This is a genomic window from Micromonospora sp. NPDC048887 (genome assembly GCF_040649715.1).
Taxonomy (GTDB): Bacteria; Actinomycetota; Actinomycetes; order Mycobacteriales; family Micromonosporaceae; genus Micromonospora.
This window is the reverse complement of sequence record NZ_JBEZGA010000016.1, coordinates 58,893-83,463: the sequence shown is the minus strand read 5'-3', so window position 1 is coordinate 83,463 and position 24,571 is coordinate 58,893. Positions and strand designations below refer to the sequence as shown.

Annotated in this window: 19 protein-coding genes; 13 read left to right on the top strand and 6 right to left on the bottom strand. The window is 74.4% G+C overall.

Annotation, left to right across the window (positions count from 1 at the left end; all coding sequences use genetic code 11):
- Positions 1 to 14 precede the first annotated feature (14 nt).
- Positions 15 to 3,353, top strand: a complete 3,339-nt coding sequence (locus tag AB0C17_RS22940) for a S8 family serine peptidase (RefSeq protein WP_357472443.1) — start codon at positions 15 to 17, stop codon at positions 3,351 to 3,353.
- A 51-nt stretch (positions 3,354 to 3,404) separates the two neighbouring features.
- On the opposite strand, the gene dapD is transcribed toward AB0C17_RS22940, so the two are convergent.
- Positions 3,405 to 4,364, bottom strand: a complete 960-nt coding sequence (gene dapD / locus AB0C17_RS22935; protein WP_357383611.1) for a 2,3,4,5-tetrahydropyridine-2,6-dicarboxylate N-succinyltransferase — start codon at positions 4,362 to 4,364, stop codon at positions 3,405 to 3,407.
- 103 nt (positions 4,365 to 4,467) lie between these two features.
- Between dapD and dapE the strand changes: the two genes are divergently transcribed.
- The gene (dapE, locus tag AB0C17_RS22930) at positions 4,468 to 5,541 is read left to right on the top strand and encodes a succinyl-diaminopimelate desuccinylase (protein WP_357472439.1); all 1,074 of its coding nucleotides are present in this window, start codon (positions 4,468 to 4,470) and stop codon (positions 5,539 to 5,541) included.
- 49 nt (positions 5,542 to 5,590) lie between these two features.
- On the opposite strand, the gene AB0C17_RS22925 is transcribed toward dapE, so the two are convergent.
- Complete coding sequence (locus AB0C17_RS22925; RefSeq protein ID WP_181726661.1) at positions 5,591 to 5,752, bottom strand: hypothetical protein; 162 nt, start codon at positions 5,750 to 5,752, stop codon at positions 5,591 to 5,593.
- A gap of 173 nt (positions 5,753 to 5,925) precedes the next feature.
- On the opposite strand from AB0C17_RS22925, the gene AB0C17_RS22920 reads away from it, so the two are divergent.
- The 8 genes from AB0C17_RS22920 to AB0C17_RS22885 all read left to right on the top strand — a co-directional run bounded on the left by AB0C17_RS22920 (position 5,926) and on the right by AB0C17_RS22885 (position 17,606).
- Entirely contained in the window at positions 5,926 to 6,789 is an 864-nt protein-coding gene (locus tag AB0C17_RS22920) for a TIGR00730 family Rossman fold protein (RefSeq protein WP_357383917.1), read from the top strand.
- A 3-nt stretch (positions 6,790 to 6,792) separates the two neighbouring features.
- Positions 6,793 to 7,338 carry a TIGR00730 family Rossman fold protein gene (locus AB0C17_RS22915; protein ID WP_281579811.1) on the top strand — a complete coding sequence of 182 codons (546 nt, stop codon included), beginning with the start codon at positions 6,793 to 6,795 and terminating at the stop codon, positions 7,336 to 7,338.
- A gap of 319 nt (positions 7,339 to 7,657) precedes the next feature.
- Positions 7,658 to 11,386, top strand: a complete 3,729-nt coding sequence (locus tag AB0C17_RS22910) for a PD-(D/E)XK nuclease family protein (protein WP_357480415.1) — start codon at positions 7,658 to 7,660, stop codon at positions 11,384 to 11,386.
- 55 nt (positions 11,387 to 11,441) lie between these two features.
- Positions 11,442 to 14,840 (top strand): UvrD-helicase domain-containing protein, encoded by a 3,399-nt coding sequence (locus AB0C17_RS22905; RefSeq protein ID WP_357383616.1) that lies wholly within the window; start codon positions 11,442 to 11,444, stop codon positions 14,838 to 14,840.
- Positions 14,841 to 15,044: 204 nt separating this feature from the next.
- Positions 15,045 to 15,248: a cold-shock protein gene (locus AB0C17_RS22900; RefSeq protein ID WP_013288421.1), complete on the top strand. Its 204-nt coding sequence runs from the start codon at positions 15,045 to 15,047 to the stop codon at positions 15,246 to 15,248.
- A gap of 177 nt (positions 15,249 to 15,425) precedes the next feature.
- Positions 15,426 to 16,679 (top strand): DEAD/DEAH box helicase, encoded by a 1,254-nt coding sequence (locus tag AB0C17_RS22895; RefSeq protein ID WP_357480363.1) that lies wholly within the window; start codon positions 15,426 to 15,428, stop codon positions 16,677 to 16,679.
- Positions 16,680 to 16,850: 171 nt separating this feature from the next.
- Positions 16,851 to 17,036, top strand: coding sequence for a hypothetical protein (locus AB0C17_RS22890; protein ID WP_357383621.1), 186 nt, complete (start codon positions 16,851 to 16,853; stop codon positions 17,034 to 17,036).
- 51 nt (positions 17,037 to 17,087) lie between these two features.
- Positions 17,088 to 17,606, top strand: a complete 519-nt coding sequence (locus AB0C17_RS22885; protein WP_357383623.1) for a GNAT family N-acetyltransferase — start codon at positions 17,088 to 17,090, stop codon at positions 17,604 to 17,606.
- Positions 17,607 to 17,617: 11 nt separating this feature from the next.
- On the opposite strand, the gene AB0C17_RS22880 is transcribed toward AB0C17_RS22885, so the two are convergent.
- The 4 genes from AB0C17_RS22880 to AB0C17_RS22865 are packed head-to-tail and all read right to left on the bottom strand — an operon-like array spanning position 17,618 to position 20,777.
- Positions 17,618 to 18,061, bottom strand: a complete 444-nt coding sequence (locus AB0C17_RS22880; RefSeq protein ID WP_357383625.1) for an Rrf2 family transcriptional regulator — start codon at positions 18,059 to 18,061, stop codon at positions 17,618 to 17,620.
- Positions 18,062 to 18,065: 4 nt separating this feature from the next.
- Complete coding sequence (locus AB0C17_RS22875; RefSeq protein ID WP_262013976.1) at positions 18,066 to 18,950, bottom strand: ABC transporter permease; 885 nt, start codon at positions 18,948 to 18,950, stop codon at positions 18,066 to 18,068.
- Positions 18,940 to 19,719, bottom strand: coding sequence for an ABC transporter ATP-binding protein (locus AB0C17_RS22870; RefSeq protein WP_357383627.1), 780 nt, complete (start codon positions 19,717 to 19,719; stop codon positions 18,940 to 18,942). Before AB0C17_RS22870 ends, AB0C17_RS22875 begins: the two co-directional genes overlap by 11 nt.
- The gene (locus AB0C17_RS22865; protein ID WP_357480360.1) at positions 19,716 to 20,777 is read right to left on the bottom strand and encodes an ABC transporter substrate-binding protein; all 1,062 of its coding nucleotides are present in this window, start codon (positions 20,775 to 20,777) and stop codon (positions 19,716 to 19,718) included. The genes AB0C17_RS22870 and AB0C17_RS22865 overlap by 4 nt, the downstream gene beginning before the upstream one ends.
- A gap of 148 nt (positions 20,778 to 20,925) precedes the next feature.
- Here AB0C17_RS22865 and AB0C17_RS22860 point away from each other — a divergent pair, with 148 nt between their 5' ends.
- The 3 genes from AB0C17_RS22860 to nudC are packed head-to-tail and all read left to right on the top strand — an operon-like array spanning position 20,926 to position 24,511.
- Positions 20,926 to 22,236, top strand: a complete 1,311-nt coding sequence (locus tag AB0C17_RS22860) for a pitrilysin family protein (RefSeq protein WP_357480357.1) — start codon at positions 20,926 to 20,928, stop codon at positions 22,234 to 22,236.
- Positions 22,233 to 23,567 carry a pitrilysin family protein gene (locus tag AB0C17_RS22855; RefSeq protein WP_357383633.1) on the top strand — a complete coding sequence of 445 codons (1,335 nt, stop codon included), beginning with the start codon at positions 22,233 to 22,235 and terminating at the stop codon, positions 23,565 to 23,567. Before AB0C17_RS22860 ends, AB0C17_RS22855 begins: the two co-directional genes overlap by 4 nt.
- Positions 23,564 to 24,511 carry an NAD(+) diphosphatase gene (nudC, locus tag AB0C17_RS22850; RefSeq protein WP_357383635.1) on the top strand — a complete coding sequence of 316 codons (948 nt, stop codon included), beginning with the start codon at positions 23,564 to 23,566 and terminating at the stop codon, positions 24,509 to 24,511. Before AB0C17_RS22855 ends, nudC begins: the two co-directional genes overlap by 4 nt.
- The last annotated feature ends 60 nt before the right edge of the window (positions 24,512 to 24,571 follow it).

Below are 24,571 nucleotides of genomic sequence, written 5' to 3'. Positions count from 1 at the left end.
ACGAAGGAGGAAGGTTGCCCCGAAACCGCAGAAAGCTGACGGCGTTCGGCCTCGGCCTGACGCTGGCGCTCGGCCTGCCGGTGCCCGCGCTGGCCGCCGCGCCGACCAGCCCGGCCGCCCGTACCGGCCCGTCCGCGCCGGCCGGTGCCCGACCGGTCACCGTCACCCTGATCACCGGCGACAAGGTGACTGTCGCCGCCGGTGGCCGTGCCGCGGTACGCCCCGGCCCCGGCCGTACCGGCGTCGAGTTCCTGGTCCGCCGCGACCGCGACCACCTGACCGTGCTGCCGCAGGACGCGCTCGGGCTGGTCCGCTCCGGCCGGCTGGACGGGCGGCTGTTCGACGTCACCGGGCTGATCGAGGCCGGCTACGACGACGCGCGCCGCGACACCGTACCGCTGCTCGTGTCGTACCGGCCGGGGGTGGCCCGGCGGACGGCGGCTCCGCTCGCCGGCGCCCGGGTGACCCGCGACCTGCCGGTGATCGGCGGCGCGGCGGTCACCGCCGACAAGCACGACACCGGCGCGCTCTGGAAGGCGGTGAGCGCGGACGGCTCCGGTGCCCGGCTCGACGCGGCGGGGGGTGTCGACCGGATCTGGCTCGACGGCCGGCGGCGGGTGGCGCTCGACCGCAGCGTGCCGCAGATCGGCGCACCGGCCGCCTGGGCGGCCGGCTGGACCGGCAAGGGCGTGCGGGTCGCGGTGCTCGACACCGGCGTCGACCTGACCCATCCCGACCTGGCCGGCAAGGTCGCCGAGTCACGCAACTTCACCGAGGAGGCGGACCCGGACGACATCGTCGGTCACGGCACGCACGTCGCCTCGACCATCGCCGGCAGCGGCGCCGCCTCCGGCGGGAAGTACCGGGGCGTCGCGCCGGACGCCACGCTGCTGTCCGGAAAGGTCTGCGAGGTCTACGGCTGCACCGAGTCGGCCATCCTGGCCGGCATGCAGTGGGCCGCGGCCGAGCAGCACGCCACAGTGGTCAACATGAGCCTCACCGGCGGCGACACCCCCGAGGTGGACCCGCTGGAGCAGGCGGTCGGGACGCTCACCGAGCAGCACGGGACGCTCTTCGTGATCTCCGCCGGCAACGACGGCGCCGACGGTTCGGTCGGCTCGCCGGCCACCGCCGACGCCGCGCTCGCGGTCGGCGCGGTGGACCGGGACGACGCGCTCGCCGACTTCTCCAGCCGCGGCCCCCGGGTCGGCGACGGGGCGATCAAGCCGGACATCACCGCGCCGGGCGTGGAGATCGTGGCCGCGCGGGCCGCGAACGGGCAGATCGGTGACCCGGTGGGGGACCGGTACGCCTCGCTGTCCGGCACGTCGATGGCCGCACCGCACGTGGCCGGCGCGGTCGCGTTGCTCGCCCAGCAGCACCCCGGCTGGACGCCGGCCCGCTACAAGGCGACGCTGATGGCCTCGGCGAAGCCGCACCCGGAACAGACCGCGTTCCAGCAGGGCGCGGGCCGGGTCGACCTCGCCCGCGCGATCACCCAGCAGGTGACGAGCGAACCGGCGTCCGTCTCGTTCGGCGTGGCGGCCTGGCCGCACGCCGACGACCAGCCGATCAGCCGGACGGTCACCTACCGCAACGGCGGAGACGCCCCGATCACGCTGGACCTGAGCACCGATTTCACCGGTCCGGGCGGGCGGTCCGCGCCGGCCGGCATGCTCACCCTCAGCGCCTCCCGGCTCACCGTCCCGGCGGGCGGCAGCGCCCAGGTGACGGTGGTGGTGGACACCCGGCTCGGCGGCGCCGACGGCTACTGGACCGGCCGCCTGGTCGCCCGCGCGGGCGACGCGGTGGCGGTGACCCCGCTCGCGGTGGACCGCGAGGTGGAGAGCTACGACCTGACCGTGACACACCGCGACCGCTCCGGCGCTCTGTCCGGCGGCTACTACACCAGCCTGCTCGGGCTCGACGACGGCAGCTACCGCGACGTGTACGACGTCGACGGCGAGCCTCGGATCCGGGTGCCGAAGGGCCGGTACGGCGTGCAGAGCCTGATCTTCGGCGACGGTGACCAGGGCTCGGAGGCCACCTTCCTCGCCCAGCCGGAACTGGTGGTGGCGGGCAACCAGCGGCTCACGCTGGACGCCCGGCGGGCGAAGCCGATCCGCACCACGGTGCCGCAGCGCGGCGCGGCGCCACTGCTGATCGACCTCACGGCGGCGTGGAACTTCGGCGACTACTACGCCACCTTCGGGCTCTGGGCCGACAGGTTCGAAGGGCTCTACTCGGCCCAGCTCGGCCGCACCGTCTCCGACAAGGTCTTCGTCGGCTCGCTCGCCAGTCAGTGGGTCGAGCCGACAGCGCCTGAGCGCAGCCCGTACTTCTACGGCCTGAACGACCTGTTCCCGGGCCGCTTCCCGACCGGCTTCGTCCGGCACTACCGGCCGGCCGAACTGGCTGTTGTCACCAACCGGTTCGCCGCCGGCTACACCGGGATGGAGAACGAACTGGTCGTGTACCCGGAGCCCGACTACAACATGGGCGGCTCGGCGATCGTGCTGCCGGTCCAGGTGCCGAGCAAGCGGATCGACCACCTCAGCACCGTCCGGACCCGCTGGAGCGCCGAGCTGGCCTTCGGGGAGCGGGACGAGGAGGGCTGGCTGGAGCCGAGGGCGGTGCTGGAACGAGTGCCGACCCGCTACCGGGCCGGGCACACCTACCGCGACGAGTGGAACAAGGCACCGTTCGGCCCGTCGTTCCCGCAGCCGCGCTGGCCGGAGGAGGGCATCACCCGTACCGGCGATCTGATGGTGGTCTCGCTGCCGGTGTACAGCGACGCGGCCGGGCACCCGGGCGTTTCGCTCAACGACACCGAGCAGACCCGGCTCTACCGCAACGGCAAGCTGTTCGCCGAGTCGCCCTACCCGGGGTACGGCGAGTTCACAGTGCCGCCGGGCGCGGCGAACTACCGGCTGGAGGCCGTCGCGAAGCGGGGCTTCACCGACCTGAGCACCGAGGTCTCGGCGAGCTGGACGTTCCGCTCCAAGCGGGTTCCGGGTGACGTGCCGGCCCGGCTGCCGGCCATGGCGGTCCGGTTCGCCCCACCGCTGGCGGTGGACAGCTCCGCACCGGCGGGCCGGACGTTCACCGTGCCGGTGACGGTGCGGCGCCAGCCCGGCGCGCCGTCCGGCCGGGTCGTCGCGCTCACCGTCGACGTCTCGTACGACGGCGGGAAGACCTGGCGCAAGGCGGCGCTGAAGAAGCAGGGCGGGGCGTGGACGGCCACCGTCCGGCACCCGGCCGGCCCGGGGTACGCGTCGCTGCGGGCCACCGCCCGGGACGACGCCGGCAACACCGTGACCCAGCGGATCATCCAGGCGTACCGCCTGCGGTGAGCCGGCCGTCCGGGTCCGCGCGGTGCGCGCGGACCCGGACGGGGGTACGGCTCAGTCGTTGGCGTGCAGCGCGGCGTTGAGCGTGATGCCCTGGCCGGTGCGGGGCTTCGCCTCCAGCGCGCCGGTCACCGAGTTGCGCCAGAACAGCAGCCCGTCGACACCGGACAGCTCGCGGGCCTTCACCACCCGGCCGTCCGGCAGGGTGATCTTCGAGGCGGCGGTGATGTAGCAGCCGGCCTCCACCACGCAGTCGTCGCCGAGCGTGATGCCGACACCGGCGTTCGCGCCGACCAGGCTGCGCTCACCGATGCGCACCCGCTCCGTGCCGCCGCCGGAGAGCGTGCCCATGATCGAGGCGCCACCGCCGATGTCGGAGCCGTCGCCGACCACCACGCCCTGCACGATGCGGCCCTCGACCATCGAGGTGCCGAGCGTGCCGGCGTTGTAGTTGACGAAGCCCTCGTGCATCACTGTCGTGCCGGAGGACAGGTACGCGCCCAGCCGCACCCGGTCCGCGTCGGCGATCCGCACTCCCGACGGCACCACGTAGTCGGTCATCCGGGGGAACTTGTCCACCCCGTACACGGACAGGTGGCGGCCGGCGGCGCGCTCGATGACGCGCAGCTCGTCCACCCGCTCCGGCGGGCACGGCCCGGCCGACGTCCAGGCCACGTTCGCCAGCTTGCCGAAGATGCCGTCGAGGTTCAGCTCGTTTGGTCGCACCAGGCGGTGGGAGAGCAGGTGCAACCGCAGGTACGCGTCGGCGGCGTCCTTGATCGGGTCGTCCAGCGAGCCGATCAGCGTGGTCACCTCGACGGTGCGCAGGCCGGGCAGCGCCCGCTCGCCGACCGCGCCCGGGGGCAGGTCGAGCACGTCGGCCCGGTCCTCGCCGGGCACCAGCGGCAGCTCGCCCAGACCCAGCTTGCCGGTCGGGTACCAGGTGTCGAGCACCTGGTCCTGTGCGGTGACGGTGGCCAGGCCGATGCCCCAGGCGGATGGTGCGGACGTCACTGTGTCACCTCTCTGCTCCGGCGGCGGCGTCCGCCGCTGCTCGCGGCCGGGGGCGCGGCACGTGTCCCTCGCACCCACCGAGGATGACGGTACCGTGCGAGACATGCAGAACCCGTTGACCCCCGAGGTCCTGGCCGATCCGGTGGCGCTGACCCGCGCCCTGGTCGACATCGAGTCGGTATCCCTCAACGAGAAGGCGATCGCCGACTGCGTCGAGGAGGTGCTGCGCGGTGTGCCGCACCTGACCACCTACCGGCACTCGAACACCGTCATGGCCCGTACCGACCTCGGGCGGGCGCAGCGCGTGGTGCTCGCGGGCCACCTGGACACCGTCCCGCTCAACGGCAACTTCCCCTCCACCATGCGCGGCGACCTGATGTACGGCTGCGGCACGTCCGACATGAAGTCCGGGGTGGCCTTCGCCCTGCACCTGGCGGTCACGCTGCCCGACCCGCGCTACGACGTCACGTACTTCTTCTACGAGGCCGAGGAGATCGAGTCGAAGTACAACGGCCTCACCCTGGTCGCGCAGAGCCACCCCGAGTGGCTGGAGGCCGACTTCGCGGTGCTGCTGGAGCCGACGTACGGGATCGTCGAGGCGGGCTGCCAGGGCACCATGCGGGCGGTGGTCACCACGCACGGCGAGCGGGCCCACGCGGCGCGCTCCTGGCACGGGGTGAACGCCATCCACGGCGCGAGCGAGGTGCTGCGGCGGCTGACCACGTACGAGGCCCGCCGGGTGACCATCGAGGGCTGCGACTACCGCGAGGGCCTCAACGCGGTACGGATCACCGGCGGGGTGGCCGGCAACGTCATCCCCGACCGCTGCGACATCGAGATCAACTACCGGTACGCCCCGGACCGCGACCCGGCCGGCGCCGAGGCGCACCTGCGCGAGGTCTTCGCCGGCTTCGAGCTGACGGTCACCGACGCGGCGGCCGGCGCGCCGCCCGGGCTGGACAGCCCGGCGGCGCAGGAGTTCCTGGCGGCGGTCGGCGCCGCGCCGATCGGCAAGCTGGGCTGGACGGACGTGGCGCGCTTCGCGGCCATGGGCATCCCGGCGCTGAACTTCGGCCCCGGCGACCCGAACCTCGCGCACCACAAGGACGAGCACGTCGAACTGACCAAGATCCGGGACGGTGCGGCGACGCTGCACCGCTGGCTGGCCCCGGCCTGACGCGCTGCGACCCCGGGGCCCGCTCCCACCGTGCGGGCCCCCGGGATCGTCAGACGGTCGTCGTCAGGGGTGCGTCCGCCTCGCCTGTCTCGCCGGTCAGGTCGGACCGGTGGGTCTCCATCATCCGGGCGCGGCGGCGCTCGGCCACCACGTCGCGGATCCGCCGCTGCATCTGACGGCGGATCCGGATCATCTCGCTGTTACTGATCAACGCTGGCTCCTCCCCCGAAGGCGCGTCGCCCGGGGTATACCGGGTATGTGAATAGTAAGACGTCCGTGCGACCGAATTAGTTGCCCGGATCCCAAAGATTTCTCCGGCTACCGGGCCTGCGCGCCGCGCCGGTGCCGCTCTACTACGGTGGCTCCATGGGCGAGAGCAGGGAAATGCCGGCCGAGCACGGCCAGCGGGGGGAGCAGCACCGGGCGGAACGGCACCGCGGCGCGGTCACGCTGCGCAACCGGGCGATTCCGACGAGTACGGCCGACCAGCGGCTCCTCGACTCCCGGGGCCGCAGCGACTGGAAGACCAAGGACGCCTGGCGCGCGCTGCGGATCCTCTCCGAGTTCGTCGAGGGCTTCGACACCCTCGCCGACCTGCCCCCGGCGGTGAGCGTCTTCGGTTCCGCCCGCAGCAAGCCGGACAGCCCGGAGTGCCGGATGGCCGAGGAACTGGGCGGCGCCCTGGCCCGGGCCGGCTACGCGGTGATCACCGGCGGTGGTCCCGGTGTGATGGAGGCCGCCAACCGGGGCGCCGGTGAGGCCGGCGGTCTCTCCGTCGGGCTCGGCATCGAGCTGCCGTTCGAACAGGGCCTCAACGACTGGGTCGACCTGGCCATCGACTTCCGCTACTTCTTCGCCCGCAAGACCATGTTCGTCAAGTACGCCCAGGCGTTCGTGGTGCTGCCCGGCGGCTTCGGCACGCTGGACGAGCTGTTCGAGGCGCTCACCCTGGTGCAGACCGGCAAGGTGACCCGCTTCCCGGTCGTGCTGATGGGCACCGACTACTGGCGGGGCCTGCTCGACTGGCTGCGCGCAACCATGGCCGCCGAGGGCAAGATCGGCCCGGCCGACCTCGACCTGATCCGGCTCACCGACGACGTCAACGAGGCGGTCCGGCACATCGTGGAGGCCGAGGCCGTGCTCTCCGCCGAACAGGAGGCCGTCCGCGAGGAGGCGGTCGCCCGGGCGGCCGCCGACCAGCGCGCCGCCGCCGAGGCCGCCCCCGAGGGCCCGGCGGGACGGAGCTGACCCGTGGCCAACGTCTGTGTCTTCTGCGCGTCCTCCCGTACCCTCGACGCCCGCTGGCTGGCACTCGCCACCGAGACCGGCGCGGAACTGGCCCGGCGCGGGCACACGCTGGTCAGCGGCGGCGGCTGCGTCGGCATGATGGGTGCCGTGGTGCAGGGCGCCCGGGCGGCCGGCGGCCGCACCGTCGGCGTCATCCCGCAGTCCCTGGTCGACCTGGAGGTCGCCGACCTGGACTCGGACGAACTGCTGGTCACCGACAGCCTGGCCAGCCGCAAGACGCTGATGGACGAGAAGTCCGACGCGTTCGTCGCGCTGCCCGGCGGCCTCGGCACGCTCGACGAGCTGTTCGAGGTCTGGACCACCGCCACCCTGGCCCTGCACGCCAAGCCGATGGTGATCGTCGACGTGGACGGCTTCTACCGGCCGCTGCTCGACTGGATCCGCGGGCTCGGCGAGCAGCAGTTCCTCAAGCCGGCCGCGCTGGACCTGCTGATGGTCGCCGACAGCGTCCCCGCCGCCCTCGACCTCGTCGACGCCCGCCTGACTTAACCCTCGCGTTCGCCGCCCCGCCCCGCGCCGCCCGCCGCGCCGCGCGCGGCCCCGCCGGGAGATCTTGGTAGCAGCAAATGGCCCCTATGGGGGCACTTTCCTGCCAAGATCTATTGCAATCTCGGGAATCGGACAGCTTTTCTCGGATTCTGGATGAGGGGCCGGCTCGCGTAGGCGCGGCGCCGCCTCGGCATCCGACGCCTCCGTGTCCGTCGAGCGGGAACCAGCAGGTGCCGTAGTCGCGTCACGCGGATGAGCTGCGGCGCGCGGGGTGGACGTCGGTTTCCGGGTGTCGTACCGGCGTGGTGGGATGTCGGTGATGCAGGCGTACCGGTTGGTGCGCCGGCCCGGCGGCGCGGAGGCGGGGGTCACCCACGACGCCGGGGCGGGGCAGGGGGTGGGTCGGCCCGGCGGGCCGGCCGATGCGGAGCCGCGATCCGGGGGGTCGGCGGGCGATGCCGCGCACCCGGAGACCATCCCGTCGCCCGCAGCCGCCGACGCCACGACTCCCGCGACACACGAGGAGACCCAGGAGGCCGGAGCCGGGCAGGGCCTGAGCGGTGTGCGCCGGGCCGACCCGGTGCAGGCCGAGGTGGTCGCGCACACGGCCGGGCCGATGCTCGTCGTGGGCGGTCCCGGCACCGGCAAGACGACGACGCTCGTCGAGGCGGTGGCCGCCCGGGTGGCCGAGGGCGTCGACCCGGAGCGGATCCTCGTGCTCACCTTCGGCCGGCGCGGAGCCACCGAGCTGCGCCGCCGGATCGAGGCGCGGATCGCCGGGGGCGGACACCGCGTGATCCGTGAGCCGCTGGTGCGCACGTTCCCGGCGTACGCGTTCGGGCTGCTGCGCCGGGCGGCGGCCGAACGCGGTGAGCCCTCGCCCCGGCTGCTCACCGGCCCCGAGCAGGATCTGATCATCCGGGAACTGCTCGACGTGGTGGGTGAGGAACCCGGCGACGACCCGGTCGGCTGGCCGGAGGACATGCGTCCCGCGCTGCGTACCCGGGCGTTCGCCCAGCAGCTCCGCGACCTGCTGATGCGTGCCGCGGAGCGCGGCGTCGGCCCGGTCGAGCTGGCCCGGCTGGGCGAGAGGCTGGGCCGCGCCGACTGGCTGGCCGCCGCGCGCTTCCTGCGGGAGTACGTCGCCGTGCTCGCCCTGCGTGACGTGAGCAACAGGGGTTCGGTGGCGTACGACCCGGCGGAGCTGGTGCGCGCCGCCACCGGCATGCTGCTCGACGATCCCGAGCTGCTCGCCGCCGAGCGCCGCCGCCTGTCCCACGTGTACGTCGACGAGCTGGCCGACACCGACCCGGCCCAGCTCGACCTGCTCGCCGTGGTGGCCGGAGGCGGGCGGGCACTGGTCGCGTTCGCCGACCCGGACTCGTCCACGTACGCGTTCCGCGGCGCCGACCCGGCGGGCGTCACCACGTTCCCGCACCGCTTCCGCACCGCCTCCGGCGCGCCGGCCGCCCAGGTCACGCTCACCACCTCGTACCGGGCCGGACCGGAACTGCTCGCCGCCACCGCCCGGCTGGCCCGGCGGCTGCGCGGCCCGGCGGCGCACCGGCGGCTGCGTCCGCTGCCCGGCGCTCCGGCCGGGACGGTGGAGGTGCGGACGTTCCGGTCCGCCACCAGCGAGTCGGCGTGGCTGGCCCACGCGTTGCGCGAGGCGCACCTGCTCGACGGCGTGCCCTGGTCCCGGATGGCGGTGCTGGTCCGCTCCACCGGCCGGCAGCTGCCCTCGTTGCGGCGTGCCCTGCACACGGCCGGCGTGCCGACCGTCGTGCACGGCGAGGACCTGCCGCTGCACCTCCAGCCGGCGGTGGCTCCGCTGCTGCTCCTGCTGCGCTGCGCGCTCGAACCCGACCGGCTGGACGAGGAGGCGGCTGTCGCGTTGCTGCACTCGCCGCTGGGCGGGGCCGACCCGCTGGCCGAGCGGCGGCTGCGCCAGGGGTTGCGGGCGCTGGCGCTGGCCGGCGGTGACCGCCGCCCCTCCGGCGAGCTGCTGGTGGAGGCGCTGCGGGACCCGGCCGAGATGGCCGCCATCGAACGTCGCTGGGCCGCGCCCGCGCAGGCGGTGGCGCACCTGCTCGCGACCGCCCGGGAGACGGCCGGGAGGCCCGGCGCCACTGTCGAGGACGTGCTCTGGGCGGTGTGGCGGGAGAGCGGGCTGGCCGAACGCTGGGCCGGGGTGATCACCAGGGGGCGGGCGGCCTCCGGCGAGCAGGAGACCGCTCAACGCTGGCGGGCCGAGGCCGCCGACCGGGACCTGGACGCGGTGCTCGTGCTCTTCGACGCGGCGGCCCGGTTCACCGACCGGTTGCCCGGGGCGCGTACCGAGGTGTTCCTCGACCACGTCCTCGGGCAGGAGCTGCCCGCCGACACGCTCGCCGCCGCCGCCGACCGGGGCGACGCGGTACGCCTGCTGACCGCGCACGCCGCCAAGGGCCTGGAGTGGGATCTGGTCGCGGTCGCAGGGGTGCAGGAGGGCGTCTGGCCGGACCTGCGCCTGCGCGGCAGCCTGCTCGGCTCGGAGCGGCTCGTCGACGTGCTCGCCGGCCGTGCCGACGGCGCCGGGCTGCGGGCCAGCCTGGTCGGGCAGACCTCAGCGCTGCTGGACGAGGAGCGGCGGCTGTTCCATGTCGCTGTCAGCCGGGCGCGGCGGCGGCTAGTGGTGACCGCCGTCGCGTCCGCCGCGGTCGGCGGCGACGACCACGAGGAGCAGCCGAGCCGTTTCCTGTACGAACTGGCCGCCGCCGATCCGCCCGCCACCGGCGGAACCGGCCCGGCCCCGACCGGCCCGGCCCCGACCGGCCCGGCCCCGACCGGCCCGGCCCCGACCGGCCCGGCCCCGACCGGCCCGGCCCCGACCGGCCCGAACCCGGACGGCCCGGCCTCGACCGGCCCGAGTCCGCAGCAGGCCGCGCCGGATGGTCCGGCCCGGAACCGGCCAGCTCCGACCGGCCAGGCCGCGCGCGGACGAGCCGCCGACGGGCCGGTGCCGCACGGGGACGAGCACCCGCAGGACGGGCCGCCCGCCGCGCTCCCGGTCACCCTGCCGCCGCGCGGGCTCACCCTGTCCGCGTTGGTGGCGGAGCTGCGTACCGCGGTCACCGACCCGGCGACGCCGATCACCCGGCGGCACGCGGCGGCGGGTGAGCTGGCGCGGCTGGCCGCCGCCGGGGTGCCCGGCGCGCACCCGGACGACTGGTGGGGGTTGCGCGGCCTGTCCGACGACCGGCCGCTCGTCGACGAGGGCGAGCCGGTGCGGGTCACCCCGTCGGCGATGGAGAGCGCGCTGCGGTGCAGCCTGCGGTGGCTGCTGGAACGGCACGGCGGCAGCGGGCCGGCGAGCGCCGCGCAGGGCGTCGGCAACCTGGTGCACGCCGCCGCCATGCTCGCGGAGGACGCGAGCGTCGACCGGGAGGCGTTGCTGGAGTACGTGGCCGCGCGGTTCGACGCGATCGAGCTGGCCGCCCGGTGGATGGCCGGGCCGGAGCGGCAGCGCGCCGAGGCGATGGTGGACAAGCTGCTGCGCTGGCTGGCCGGCAACCCGCGACGGCTGCTCGCGATCGAGCACGAGTTCGCGGTCCGCCTCGACGACCCGTCCCGTCCGATCGAGCTGACCGGCCGGGTCGACCGGCTGGAGGTCGACGCGGAGGGGCGGCTCGTGGTGATCGACCTGAAGACCGGCAAGTCGACGGCGGTCACCGAGCGGGAGGTGGCCGAGCATCCGCAGCTCGGTGCGTACCAGGCGGCGGTGGAGGCGGGCGGGTTCGCCGAGTTCGGCGAGGAGCCGGGCGGGGCCGCGCTGGTGCAGCTCGGCACCGGCGCGCGGGACGCCAAGGAGCAGACCCAGGCGGCGGTCGGGGAGGGCCCGGAGGCCGGTTGGGCCACCGCGCTGGTGCGCCGTACCGCGGACACGATGGCCGCCTCGACGTTCGCCGCCGTGGTCAACTCCAAGTGCCGGGTCTGCCCGGTCCGCACCAGCTGCCCGGTCTCCGGCCAGGGCCGCCAGGTGGTCGAGCCACCACCGGAGGGCTCGTGAGCGCGAGGAGTGAGCCGGTCTTGCGAGCCCCGCAGTCGCGAACAGGGACCGCACCGTGAGCGTTCAGCCGGCGCTGTTCGGCGCCTCCGCCACGCCCGCGCCGCGTACCGCCGACGCCGGGCCCCGCTACACGCCGGTCGAGCTGGCCCGGCTGCTGCGGCTGCCCGCGCCCACCCGGGAGCAGGCCGCGATCATCGCCGCGCCGGTGGAGCCGCTGCTTGTGGTAGCGGGCGCCGGCTCGGGCAAGACCGAGACGATGGCCGCGCGGGTGGTGTGGCTGGTCGCCAACTCCTACGTACGTCCCGAGCACATCCTCGGCCTGACCTTCACCCGCAAGGCGGCGGGCGAGCTGGCGCACCGGGTCCGGACCCGCCTCGACCAGCTCATCCGGCGGCTCGGCCGGCAGGGGCGGGACCCGCACGACGACCCACTGGCGGGCGAGCCGACGGTGTCGACGTACCACTCGTACGCCGGGCGGATCGTCACCGAGCACGGGCTGCGGGCCGGGTACGAGCCGACCACCCGGCTGCTCACCGAGGCGTCCCGCTGGCAGCTGGTCGACCTGCTGGTGCGCAACTACGACGGCGACATGTCCGAGGTGGACCGGATGCCGTCGACCATCACCGACGCCGTGCTGGCGCTCGCCGGTGAGCTGGACGAGCACCTGGTCGACCCGGACGAGCTGGCCGCCTGGACCGGCCGGTTCTTCGCCGACGTGCAGTCCCGGCCCGGCCGGGTCTACGCCGACGTGCGCAAGGCGCTCCAGCTCCAGCGGACCCGTCTGAAGCTGCTGCCGCTGGTGCGCTCTTACGCCCGGCGCAAGGACGACTTCGAGGCGATGGACTTCGCCGATCAGCTCGCCCGCGCGGCCCGGGTGGCCCGCGACCATCCCGGCGTCGGTGTGATCGAGCGGGACCGGTTCCGGGTGGTGCTGCTCGACGAGTACCAGGACACCAGCCACGCCCAGGTGGTGCTGCTCAACGCGCTGTTCGGTGGTGGCCACCCGGTCACCGCCGTGGGCGACCCGTGCCAGTCCATCTACGGCTGGCGCGGTGCCAGCGCGGGCACGCTCGACCGGTTCCCGGCCGAGTTCGCCCGCACCGACGGCAGCCCCGCCGACGTGCTCAGCCTCACCACGAGCTGGCGCAACCGGCCGGAGATCCTCGGCGTGGCGAACACGCTCTCGGTGCCGCTGCGGGCGGCCGGCGCGCGGGTGCCGGAACTGCACGCCGCGCTCAGCGTCCGCGATCCGATCCCGCACCGCACCCCCGGCGGGCAGGCCGGCGGCACCGTGCACTGCGCGCTGCTGGAGACGTACGCCGACGAGGCCGACTGGATCGCGGACAGCGTGCTGGCGGCCTGGCGGGGGGCGGCCGGGATGTCGGGTGCGCTGCCCGAGCACATCCCCGCCGACCGGCGGCCGACCACTGCGGTGCTGGTGCGGCTGCGCAGCCAGATCCCGGCGATCGAGGCGGCGTTGCGCGCCCGCGGGCTGCCTGTCGACGTGGTCGGCCTGGGTGGGCTGCTGGACACCCCCGAGGTACGGGACGTGGTGTGCACGCTGCGCGTGCTCGCCGACCCGACCGACGGGGCGGCGCTGCTGCGGCTGCTGACCGGCGCGCGCTGGCGGATCGGCCCGCGTGACCTGGTCGCCCTGCACCGCCGGGCCCGTGCGATCGCCCGCAGCCGCCGGGAGCTGACCGGCGACGAGGGCCCGGAGATCACCGTGGACGCGCTGGACGAGGCGACGCTCGTCGAGGCGCTGGCCGACCTGGGGCCGGCGCAGGCGTACTCGGCCGAGGGCTACGCGCGGCTGCGCTCGTACGGGATGGAGCTGGCGCTGCTGCGCTACCGGCTGGACCAGTCGCTGCCGGAGCTGATCGCGGACATCGAGCGGACCATCGGGCTCGACGTCGAGGTGGCGGTCCGGGCCGGCCGGGACGGCGCGGGCGACGCCGGGCTCGCCCGCGCCCACCTGGACGCGCTGGGCGACGTGGCGGCCCGGTTCAGCGGCGAGACCCCCGGCGCCACGCTCGCCGGTTTCCTCGCCTACCTGGCCGCCGCCGAGGACGAGGAGCGCGGGCTGGCGCCGGGCGAGGTCGAGGTGGTGGCCGGCGCGGTGCAGGTGCTCACCGCGCACGCCGCGAAGGGCCTGGAGTGGGACGTGGTGGCGGTGGCCGGGATGACCCGGGGCGGCTGGCCGGGGCCGGTCCGTAACTCCGATCACTGGCTGGGCGGGCTGGGCGTGCTGCCGTTCCCGCTGCGCGGCGACGCGGACGGGCTGCCCGAGCTGGCCCTGCCCGAGGCGGAGGACCAGCGCGGCGTGGCCCGGGCGCTCACCGAGTTCACCGACGCCTGGCGGGCGCACGACGAGCGGGAGGAGCGCCGCCTGGCGTACGTGGCGGTGACCCGCCCCCGCCGGCTGCTGCTCTGCTCCGGCTACTGGTGGGGGGAGGGGACCAAGCGGTTCCGCGGCCCGTCGGTGTTCCTGCGTGAGGTGCACGACGCCTGCCTGGCCGAACCGAACGGGCACGTGGTGGACGCGTGGACGCCCGAGCCGGCCGGGGACGCGGTGAACCCGACCACCGAGACCGTGCTGCGGGCCGAGTGGCCGGCCGACCCGCTCGGCGCCCGCCGGCCCGCGCTGACCGAGGCGGCGGCGCTGATCCGCCGTTACCTGGCCGACCCGGAGGCGGCCCGCCGCGAGGCGGCAGTGCTCGCGCCGGCCGGGGTGGACGCCGAGGTGGTCCGCTGGCGGCGGGAGGCCGATCTGCTGCTCGCCGAGCGGGCGGAGCTGGCCCGGCAGGCCGAGGCGGTCGAGGTCGAACTACCCGGCCAGCTCTCGGTGACCCAGCTCGTGGCGTTGCGCCGCGACCCGGAGGCGCTGGCCAGGACGCTGCGCCGCCCGATGCCGACCGAGCCCAACCCGTACGCCCGGCGCGGCACCGCGTTCCACGCCTGGCTGGAGCAGCGCTTCGGCGCGGACCGGCTGCTCGACGTGGACGAGCTGCCCGGCGCGGCGGACGAGGACGCGGCGCCGGACGAGGCGCTTGTCGAGTTGCAGGAGCGCTTCCTGGCCAGCGAGTGGGCCGACCGGGTGCCGGTGGAGGTGGAGGTGCCGTTCGCCACTGTCATCGCCGGAGTGGTGGTGCGGGGCCGGATGGACGCCGTGTTCGCCCGCCCGGGCGGGCGCTACGACGTGGTCGACTGGAAGACCGGGCGGCAGCCGTCCGGCCGGGAGGCCGACGCGGCGGCGGTGCAGCTGGCTGTCTACCGGCTGGCCTGGGCGGAGCTGGCCGGGGTGCCGGTGGACCGGGTGGGCGCGGCGTTCCACTACGTGCGGGACTCCGCCACCGTCCGCCCGGCCGACCTGCTCGACGCGGAGGGACTGGCCGGTCTGGTGGCCGCCGTGCCGGAGATCCCGGGGGATCTCCCGCAGCGCACGAATCCGTGATACGTTGTCTGGGTTGCAGTTTTGGTTTCCAGAGACTCTGTGTGCGCCTGGCGGATTGTGGCCCCAGGCGCTCTTTGTTGTGTCCGGAGTTCTCCGGGCGGGGCGACCAGCAGCGACAGGCACGCCGCGTATTCCACGCGCGGGGTGCTCCTCTCCGGCCCGCAACACGTGCGGGCCGACCGTTCCGTCAAGGAGACGAAACACATGGCAATTGGCACCGTCAAGTGGTTCAACGCTGACAAGGGCTTTGGCTTCATCACCCCGGACGACGGCGGCGCCGACGTCTTCGCCCACTTCTCGGCGATCCAGACCTCCGGCTACCGGAGCCTGGACGAGAACCAGCGGGTCGAGTTCGAGGTGACCCAGGGCCAGAAGGGCCCGCAGGCGGAGAACATCCGCCCGCTCTGATCTTCGGATCAACCGGCACCACCACCGCGCCCGGTCGGGCGCGGTGCACGGGCCGGCCCGCCTCTGCCGGGCCGGCCCGTCCCTTCGGTTCGTGCTTGTGACCACCGGTGACGCCGGTGACGCGCCGCAACCCGGCGCCCTTCCTCGACACGTGCCGCCTCGAGGAAGGCTTTCCGCATGACCACGACCCTGCCCACGTTCGCCGCCACCGGTCTGGCTCCGGCGCTCATCTCCGAGCTGGCCGCGCAGGGCATCTCCGCGCCGTTCCCGATCCAGACGGCCACGATCCCGGACTCGCTGGCCGGCCGGGACGTGCTCGGCCGGGGGCGTACCGGCTCCGGCAAGACGCTCGCGTTCGGGCTGCCGCTGCTGCACCGTACGGCCGGCCGCCGGGCCCGAGCGGGCCGCCCGCTCGCGCTGGTGCTCGTACCCACCCGTGAACTGGCCGCGCAGGTCACCGACGCGCTCGCCCCGTACGCCGCCGTGCTCGGCCTGCGCTGCGCCACTGTGGTCGGCGGGCTCTCGCTGGGCCGGCAGGCCGCCGCGCTGCGCGCCGGCGCCGAGGTGCTGGTCGCCACGCCGGGCCGGCTGCACGACCTGATCGACAGGGGCGACGCCCGGCTGGAGCAGGTGGCCATCACCGTGCTGGACGAGGCGGACCAGATGGCCGACATGGGCTTCCTGCCGCAGGTGACGAAGTTGCTGGAGCAGGTCGCGCCGGGCGGCCAGCGGATGCTCTTCTCCGCAACCCTGGACGGGGGCGTGGACCGGCTGGTCCGCCGGTTCCTGACCGACCCGGTGACGCACTCCGTCGACCCGGGCACCGCCACCGTCACCGCGATGACGCACCACGTGCTGCACCTGGAGGCGGAGGACAAGCCGGCCGCGCTGGCGCACATCGCCGCCCGCGAGGGCCGCACGATCGTGTTCATCGCCACCAAGCACCGCGCCGACCGGGTGGCCCGCCAGTTGCTCGCCAAGGGCGTACGCGCGGCGGCGCTGCACGGCGGCAAGTCGCAGCCGCAGCGCACCCGCATCCTGGAGCAGTTCCGCACCGGCCAGGTCACCGCGCTGGTGGCGACCGACGTGGCGGCCCGTGGCATCCACGTCGACGGGCTGGACCTGGTCGTCAACGCCGACCCGCCCACCGAGGCCAAGGACTACCTGCACCGGGGCGGCCGGACCGCGCGGGCCGGCGAGTCGGGCACCGTGGTGACGCTCGTCCTGCCGGACCAGCGCCGCGACGTGGCCCGGCTGATGAGCACCGCGGGCATCAACCCCAAGACCACGCGGGTACGCGCCGGCGACGGCGAGCTGAGCCGGCTCACCGGCGCCCGGGAGCCGTCCGGCGTGCCGGTGACCATCACCGCGCCCGCCGCCGCGCACCCCGCCCCGGGAACCCGTCCTCGCCGGCGCCCGCGCCGCCGCTGACCGCGGCCCGCGCGTGACCGGCTCGTCTCCGGTCGGGCGGAGCGTTCGCTCCTGAGTCGGGAATCAGTCGATGTTCGGTCGGCTGCCCGACTGTGCGACCGGACCCCGGGCGGTGATGCTGCTGCGCGGGGGACCGGTCGGGGGGTCGGCCGGACGCGGAGGGAGCGGTTCATGGCGGGGGAAGCCGGATCGGGCGGAGCGCGGGAAGTGGTGCTGGTGCTCGCGGTGGCGGGGGCCGGCCTGGCGCTCGCCGCGGTGGCCGCGTTCGGGCCGTGGCAGCCGTCCGACGGCGGCTCGCCGGATCGCGGCGCCGCCCGCAGCTTCACCCCCGGGATGAGCGCCCCGCACACTCAGTAGACGCCCCGAAAAGGGGCGATGCCGGAACGGCCGGCCGCCTACGATGCGGCGGTGGACCCGTCGGTGACCGTTCGCGAGGCCCGGGCCGAGGACGCCGCCCGGATGGCACGCGTGCATGTCCGGTGCTGGCAGGAGACGTACCGCGGGCTCATGCCGGACACGGTGCTCGACGACCCGGACCTGCCGGCCTTTCGGGAGCGGTTCTGGACCGCCGCGTTGACCGACGAGCGCTATCGGGAGAACCGGGCGGCGGTGGCCGAGCGGGGAGGCGAACTGGTCGGGATCGCGATGTCGGGCCCGCCGCTCGATGCCGAGGCGGCGTGGGCGCGCCAGCTGTACGTCCTCTACGTGCACGCGGCCGATCACGGCACCGGCGCCGGGCCGGCGTTGTTGCGGGCCGTCCTCGACCCGGCGGAGCCGGCGGCGCTGTGGGTCGCCGATCCCAACCCTCGTGCCCAGGCGTTCTACCGCCGGCACGGCTTCGAAGCCGACGGTACGACGCAGGTCCAGGACGGCGTATGCGAGATCCGCATGGTCCGCGACGGGCAGGTACGGCCGCCGACGTCGTGACCGGACGCGCGTCAGGGTGCCGTGGCCCGGTCGCTCAGCAGGTCGGCGAGCGTGGTCCGGTCCACGACCAGCGCGATCGCCCCGTCCACCGCCAGCCACACGTCCCGCAGGCCGGTGGCCACGCCGTGGTAGCCGGCCCGGTCGGCGGGGATGCCCCGGACGCTCGTGATCGCACCGCCGACCGCGCGCAGCACGTCACCGACGCTGATCTCGGCCGGCGGGCGGGTCAGGGCGTACCCGCCCTCGGTGCCGCGGTGGCTGTGCAGCAGGCCGGCCCGCCGCAGGTCGAGCAGGATCCCCTGAAGGAAGCTGAGCGGGATGTCCTGGCTCTCGGCCAGGCTCGCCGCCTTGACCAGCTCGCCGCCGCCGGCCGCCGGGTCGCCGGTGGAACCGGCGGCGTCGGCGACGGCGAGCATGGCCCGGAGCGCGTAGTCGGCGCGCGCGGAGATGTACACGGCGTCAGTTGCCGGCCTGGTCCAGCACGCCCCAGCGGCGGCGGATCGCCTTGTCGGCGGCACCGAACGCGGTGTCCACGAGCAGGCCCACCACCAGGATGACGATCATGATGGCCATCAGGCGCGGTGCCTCGCTCAGTTCGCGTGCGTAGGTGAGCTGGGCGCCGATCGAGGTGCGGGTGGCGATGACGACCAGCAGCTCACCTGCCATCAGGCTGCGCCACGCGAACGCCCAGCCCTGCTTGAGCCCGGCCACGATGGCTGGTAGCGCGGCCGGCGCGATCACGTACCGGTAGAGGTTGAGCCCCCGGGCGCCGAGGTTGCGGCCGGCGCGGACCAGCAGCGGCGGCACGTAGTCCACGCCGTGGATGACGCCGTTGGCGACCGACGGCGCGGCGCCGAGCACCACCACGAAGAAGATCGCCTGCTCGCTGAGCTGGAACAGCAGGATGGCCAGCGGGAACCAGGCGATCGACGGCATGGTCTGCAACGCGGTGATCATCGAGCCGAGCGCGGCCCGGAGCACCTTGACCCGGGCCACGCCCAGGCCGAGCAGCAGGCCGACCGCGACAGCGGCGGCGAACCCGACCGCCGCGCGCCGGGCGGTGGTCGCCAGGCCCTCCCACAGCGCGGAGCTGAGCAGGTAGTCCCCGAGGTCGCCGAAGACCACCGCCGGGCCGGGCAGTGCCCACGGCTCCTTCCACCCGGACCAGACCACCGCCTGCCAGATGGCGACGGCCAGCGCGAGCGCGGCGAACTTGGGCCAGGTGGCCGACCACAGGCGGCGTACCCGGGACGGGCCCTTCTCCCGGCCGGCGATCTCCAGGGCGTCGAGTCCGGAGATCTCCGCGTCGGTACGCGCCGACCCGGCGAGAGTGTCACTGGCCATGCCGGCCCACCTCCTTGCGCAGCCGGTCGGTGACCTCGGCGGCGATGGCCGAGACCTCCGGCGAGTCGATCCGCCGGGGGCGCGGCACGGCGACCTCGGTGGAGTAGATGATCCGGCCGGGCCGGCTGGAGAGCAGCACGATGCGGTCGGCGAGCCGGGCCGCCTCGCGGACGTTGTGCGTGACGAACAGGACGGTGAGCTCCCGCTCGGTCCAGATCCGCTCCAGCTCGTCGTGCAGGATGTCGCGGGTCATCGCGTCCAGCGCGCCGAACGGCTCGTCCATCAGCAGCACCGGGGTCTCCAGCGCGAGCGTGCGGGCCAGCGCGACCCGCTGCCGCATGCCGCCGGAGAGCTGGTGCGGCCGCTTGCGGCCGAACTCGGACAGGTGGACCGTGCGCAGCAGCTCGGCCACCCGTTCCTTGCGCTGGTCGCGGGGGAGCCCGCGCAGCTTCAACGGCACCTCGACGTTGCCCTCGACGGTCAGCCAGGGGAACAGCGCCGGCTCCTGGAACATCAGGCCCGGGTTGACGCCCTCGCCCAGTTCGATCGCGCCGCCGCTGGCCCGGTCCAGCCCGGCGACCAGGTTGAGCAACGTGCTCTTGCCGCAGCCGGACGCGCCGACCATGCAGACGAACTCGCCCGGCGCGATGTCCAGCGACAGCCCGTCCAGCGCCAGGACCGCCTGCTCGCCCTGGCCGTACACCTTCGTCACGCCGCGCAGCGCGACCGAGCCGGTCGCGCTGCGCGGGGTCGTGTCCGTCGACGTCACGGCTGGCTGACCTCGGCCTTGCCCTGCGCCTTGAGCACCTCGTTGAGGTACTTCAGGTCGTAGAGGCCGTTGAGGTCGACCGGCTGGGTCAGCCCGACCGCGACGGCGTGGTCCAGGCCGGCCTTCAGCGAGGCCGGGATCGGGTCGTTCGTGAATTCCAGCGTCGGCCAGGCCTGCTTGATCAGCTTGAGGTCCAGCGGCTTGCCGGTGATCTTGCCGATGTGGTCGGAGATGGCCTGCTGCGCCTCGTCCGGCTTGGTGTTGACGAACTCGTTCGCCGCGACCTGGCCCTCGACCAGCTTCTTCACCACGTCCGGGTGCGCCTTGAGGAACTTGGTGCTGACCAGCAGGTTGGTGATGACGAACTTCTTGTCCGGCCAGAGGTCACGCTCGTCGACGAGCACCTTGCCGCCGGCGTTCACAAGCCGGGAGACGAACGGCTCGGGCACCCACGCGCCGTCGATGGCGCCGCTGCCGAAGGTCTCGATCGTCTGCGCGTTCTCCTGCGGGACGATCTTGACGTCGCCGCCGCCCTCCTTGGTGGTCTCCAGGCCCTTCTCCTTGAGCCAGTAGCGCAGCGCCACGTCCTGGGTGTTGCCGAGCTGCGGGGTGGCGATCTTCTTGCCGCGCAGCTGCTCCACCGACGTGATGCCGGGCTTGACCACGAGCGCGACGCCACCCGACGCGGCACCGGAGATGACCCGGACCGCCTCGCCCTTGGACTTGGAGAAGGCGTTCACCGTCGGGTTCGGGCCGATGTACGTGGCGTCGAGCGCGCCGGAGAAGACGGCCTCGATGGCGGCCGGGCCCGCGTTGAACGTCTTGGTGTCCAGCTCGACGTCGCTGCCGAGCTTCTCGGCGAAGATCCCCTTCTCCACGCCGACCACTGCCGGTGCGTGCGTGATGTTGGGGAAGTAACCCAGGCGCAGCGTCACCGGGCCGGATCCGGCGCCGGCGTCGCTGTCCTCGCCGCAGGCGGCGGTGGTGCCGAGCGTGGCCGCGCCGAGGGCGGCCAGGGCCGCCACGGTGGCCAGGCGGCGCAGGGGAAGCCGTCTCATCGAATGTCCAATCCGCAGTATTCCTATTTAGTTGGTAGGAAGACTGGGGCAAGCGGCCGTCGGCGTCAAGACCCGTCCCGCAACAGTCCACCTTTCGGCCAGGGCACACCGGCGATAGAGCCGGTACCGAGGCGCTAGTGTCGATCTCGTGCCGACGCGGAGAGCGAAGATCCCAGCGACGAAGTACCCGGTCGAACGGTTCACCCTCGACAACGGCCTGCGCGTGGTGCTCACGCCGGACCGCAGCGCCCCGGTCATCGGGGTGACGGTGGTCTACGACGTCGGCATCCGCTCCGAGCCCGAGGGACGCACCGGGTTCGCCCACCTCTTCGAGCACCTGATGTTCCAGGGCTCGGAGAACCTGGAGAAGCTGGCCCACTTCCGGCACGTCCAGGGCGCGGGCGGGACGTTCAACGGCTCCACCCACCTGGACTACACCGACTACTTCGAGACGCTTCCCGCGAACGCCCTGGAACGGGCGCTGTTCCTGGAGGCCGACCGGATGCGCGGCCCCCGGCTGACCGAGGAGAACCTGCGCAACCAGGTCGACGTGGTCAAGGAGGAGATCCGGGTCAACGTGCTGAACCGGCCGTACGGCGGGTTCCCCTGGCTGACGCTGCCCCCGGTGATGTTCGACACCTTCCCCAACGCGCACGACGGCTACGGCTCCTTCGTTGACCTGGAGTCGGCGACAGTGGCCGACGCCGCCGACTTCTTCCGCCGCTACTACGCCAGCGGCAACGCCGTACTCGCGGTCAGCGGCGACATCGACGTGGCCGAGGCGACCAAGCTGATCGAGCGGCACTTCGGGGACGTGCCGGCCCGGCCCGCCCCGCGGCGGCCCGACTTCGCCGAGCCCGACCTGACCACCGAGCGGCGCAGCACGTACACCGACGCGCTGGCCCCGCTCCCGGCGGTGGCCGGCGCGTGGCGGGTGCCCGACCCGGTCAGCGACTTCGCCGGTTATCTGCCGTACGTGGTGCTGGCCGAGGTGCTCACCGACGGCGACGCCTCCCGGCTGGTCGAGCGGCTGGTGCAGCGCGACCGGTCGGTGACCAGCCTCGGCGGGTACCTCGGCTTCATGGGCGACCCGTTCGACGTCCGCGACCCCACCGCGCTGTTGCTCCAGGCGCACCTGCCGCCCGGCGGCGACGTGGACAAGGTGCTGCGCACCATGGACGAGGAACTGGACCGGCTGGCGACCGACGGGCTGACCGAGGGCGAGCTGGCGCGTACCCAGGCCCGGATGGCCACCCACCTGCTGCGCGACACCGACGCGGTGCTCGGCCGGGCGTTGCGGATGGCGGTGCTGGAACAGCAACGCGGCGAACCCGGCCTGCTCAACGACCTGCCCCGGCTGGTCGGCGAGGTGACCGAGGAGCAGGTCCGCGCCGCAGCCGCCACCCTGCGGCCCGAGCGCCGCGCGTCCGTCGAGGTCGTCGCCGGAGGTTCCCGATGAGTACGCCGACCACCACCGTCCGGCCGCTGCCGGCGCTGGGCCCCAACCGCCGTCTCAAGGTGCCCAAGCAGGCCGAGCGCACGCTCCGCAACGGCCTCACCGTGATCGCGGTACGCCGCTCCTCCGTACCGCTGGCCGAGCTGCGACTGTGGATGCCGTTCGGGCGTACCCACCTGGCCCGTGGCGCGATGCTGGCGCAGACCATGCTCTCCGGCACCGAGGCGCACAGCGCCACCGAGCTGGCCGCCGAGTTGCAGAAGGTCGGCGGCGGGCTGACCGCCGGCCTCGACCCGGACCGGCTGATGCTCTCCGGCGCGGGCCTGGTCACCGGGCTGGACCGGATGCTGGAGCTGCTGGCCGAGGTGCTCACCGGCGCCACCTACCCGGCCGACTGGGTGGAGACCGAACGGGACCGGCTGGTCGACCGCATCCAGGTCGCCCAGAGCCAGCCGTCCCACCTGGCCCGCACCGCGCTGCTCAAGCGGGTGTACGGGCGGCACCCGTACGCGGTGCAGACGCCCGACCCGGACCAGGTCCGGGCGGTCCGCCCGGCCGCGTTGCGCCGGCTGCACGCCGAGCGGGTGCATCCGGCCGGCGGGGTGCTTGTGCTCGTCGGCGACGTGGCGCCGGAGCGGGCGCTGGACGCGGCCGAGAAGGCGCTCGCCGGGTGGCGCGGTGACGGCCACGTCGCCGAGCTGCCGCCCGCGCCGCCGCTGGAACCCGGGCCACTGCTGCTCGTCGACCGGCCCGGCTCGGTGCAGTCCTCGGTACGCCTCGCGCTCCCGGCGGTGCCCCGTACCCACCCGGACCACGCCGCGTTGCAGCTCGCCAACCTGATCTTCGGCGGCTATTTCTCCTCTCGCTGGGTGGAGAACATCCGCGAGGACAAGGGCTACACGTACGGGCCGCACTCGCTGGTGGAGCACTCGGTGGCCGGTTCGCTGCTCGTCGCCGGCGCCGAGGTGGCCACCGAGGTGACAGCGGCGGCGCTGGTGGAGACGACCTACGAGCTGGGCCGCCTGGCCACGGTGCCGCCGAAGCCCGACGAGCTGGAGCAGGCCCGCCAGTACGCGCTCGGCACGCTCCAGCTCGGCATGTCCACCCAGGCCGGTCTCGCGTCGCTGACCAGCGCGTACGCCGGCAACGGGCTGCGGCTGGACTTCCTCGCCGAGTACGCCGCCCGGCTGGCCGCCGCGACTGTGGACGACGTGGCCGAGGTGGCGTCCCGCTACCTGGCGCCGGCGCGCGCGGTCACCGTCGTGCTCGGCGACGCGGCGCGGGTGGCCGGCTCGCTCGCCGCGCTGACACCGGTGCGTACGGAATCGGCATGAGCGGCGAATCCGCGCCGCCGCTGGCCCGGTCGACGCTCGACCGGGCCGCGCACCGGCGTGCCGACCCGGCCTGGCTCACCGAGGCGTGGGAGCGGGCCCGGGTGCTGGTGCTCGACTCCGCAGCCGAGGGGCGGGCGCTGGTCCGGGGCGCGGCGGTTCCGCCGGAGCTGGTCCTGGTGGCTCCCGGTGAGCTGCCCGAGGTGCCCCGGTCGGTGCCGATGTTCCTCGGTGTCGAGCCGGACGGCGTGCCGGTCTTCGCCGTGGACGGGCCGCTGCCGGCGCTGCCGGACACCCGTCCGGCTCACCTGCGCGAGGTCGGCCATCTGATGACCGACCGGGACGCGGGCCTGTTCACCACCGCGCTGGCGCTGCTCAACTGGCACCTGCGGCACGGCTACTCGTCGACCACCGGCAAACCGACCCGCGCCGACGAGGCCGGCTGGTCGCGGATCGACCCGGGCGGCGACCGGGTCTGGCCGCGTACCGACCCGGCCATGATCGTGCTGGTGCACGACGGGGTGGACGGCCCGGACGGCCGCTGCCTGCTCGGCAACAACGCGGCCTGGCCGCGCACCCCGGGCATGCGCCGCTACTCCTGCCTGGCCGGATACGTCGAGCCCGGCGAGTCGGCCGAGGCCGCCGTGCTGCGCGAGGTGCGCGAGGAGGTCGGCGTCCCGGTCGACGAGATCGCGTACGTGGGCAGCCAGTCCTGGCCGTTCCCCGGCTCGCTGATGCTCGGCTTCCTGGCCCGCGCCGACGCGGACGCGCCGATCCGGGTCGACCTGGCCGAGATCGCGCACGCGCGCTGGTTCACCCGCCGGGAGATCGGCGCGGCGCTCGCGGACGAGCCGGTGCCGGTGGGCGGGGGAGACCGGCTGGTGCTGCCGCCGCCGTCGTCGATCGCGTTGTTCCTGGTGCACCGCTGGCTCGACGGGCACTGCTGACCACCCGGCCGGCCGGACGCGGCCCCGACCCGGGTCGCCGTTGCCGCGACGGCCACGGGT

What these genes read in the sequence shown, in the direction of transcription:
- dapE (WP_357472439.1), top strand. Translation starts at nt 4,468, where the DNA reads ATGCAGAACCCGTTGACCCCCGAGGTCCTGGCCGATCCGGTGGCGCTG.
- AB0C17_RS22920 (WP_357383917.1), top strand. Translation starts at nt 5,926, where the DNA reads ATGCCGGCCGAGCACGGCCAGCGGGGGGAGCAGCACCGGGCGGAACGG.
- AB0C17_RS22910 (WP_357480415.1), top strand. Translation starts at nt 7,658, where the DNA reads ATGCAGGCGTACCGGTTGGTGCGCCGGCCCGGCGGCGCGGAGGCGGGG.
- AB0C17_RS22900 (WP_013288421.1), top strand. Translation starts at nt 15,045, where the DNA reads ATGGCAATTGGCACCGTCAAGTGGTTCAACGCTGACAAGGGCTTTGGC.
- AB0C17_RS22895 (WP_357480363.1), top strand. Translation starts at nt 15,426, where the DNA reads ATGACCACGACCCTGCCCACGTTCGCCGCCACCGGTCTGGCTCCGGCG.
- AB0C17_RS22890 (WP_357383621.1), top strand. Translation starts at nt 16,851, where the DNA reads ATGGCGGGGGAAGCCGGATCGGGCGGAGCGCGGGAAGTGGTGCTGGTG.
- AB0C17_RS22875 (WP_262013976.1), bottom strand. Translation starts at nt 18,950, where the DNA reads ATGGCCAGTGACACTCTCGCCGGGTCGGCGCGTACCGACGCGGAGATC.
- AB0C17_RS22865 (WP_357480360.1), bottom strand. Translation starts at nt 20,777, where the DNA reads ATGAGACGGCTTCCCCTGCGCCGCCTGGCCACCGTGGCGGCCCTGGCC.
- AB0C17_RS22855 (WP_357383633.1), top strand. Translation starts at nt 22,233, where the DNA reads ATGAGTACGCCGACCACCACCGTCCGGCCGCTGCCGGCGCTGGGCCCC.
- nudC (WP_357383635.1), top strand. Translation starts at nt 23,564, where the DNA reads ATGAGCGGCGAATCCGCGCCGCCGCTGGCCCGGTCGACGCTCGACCGG.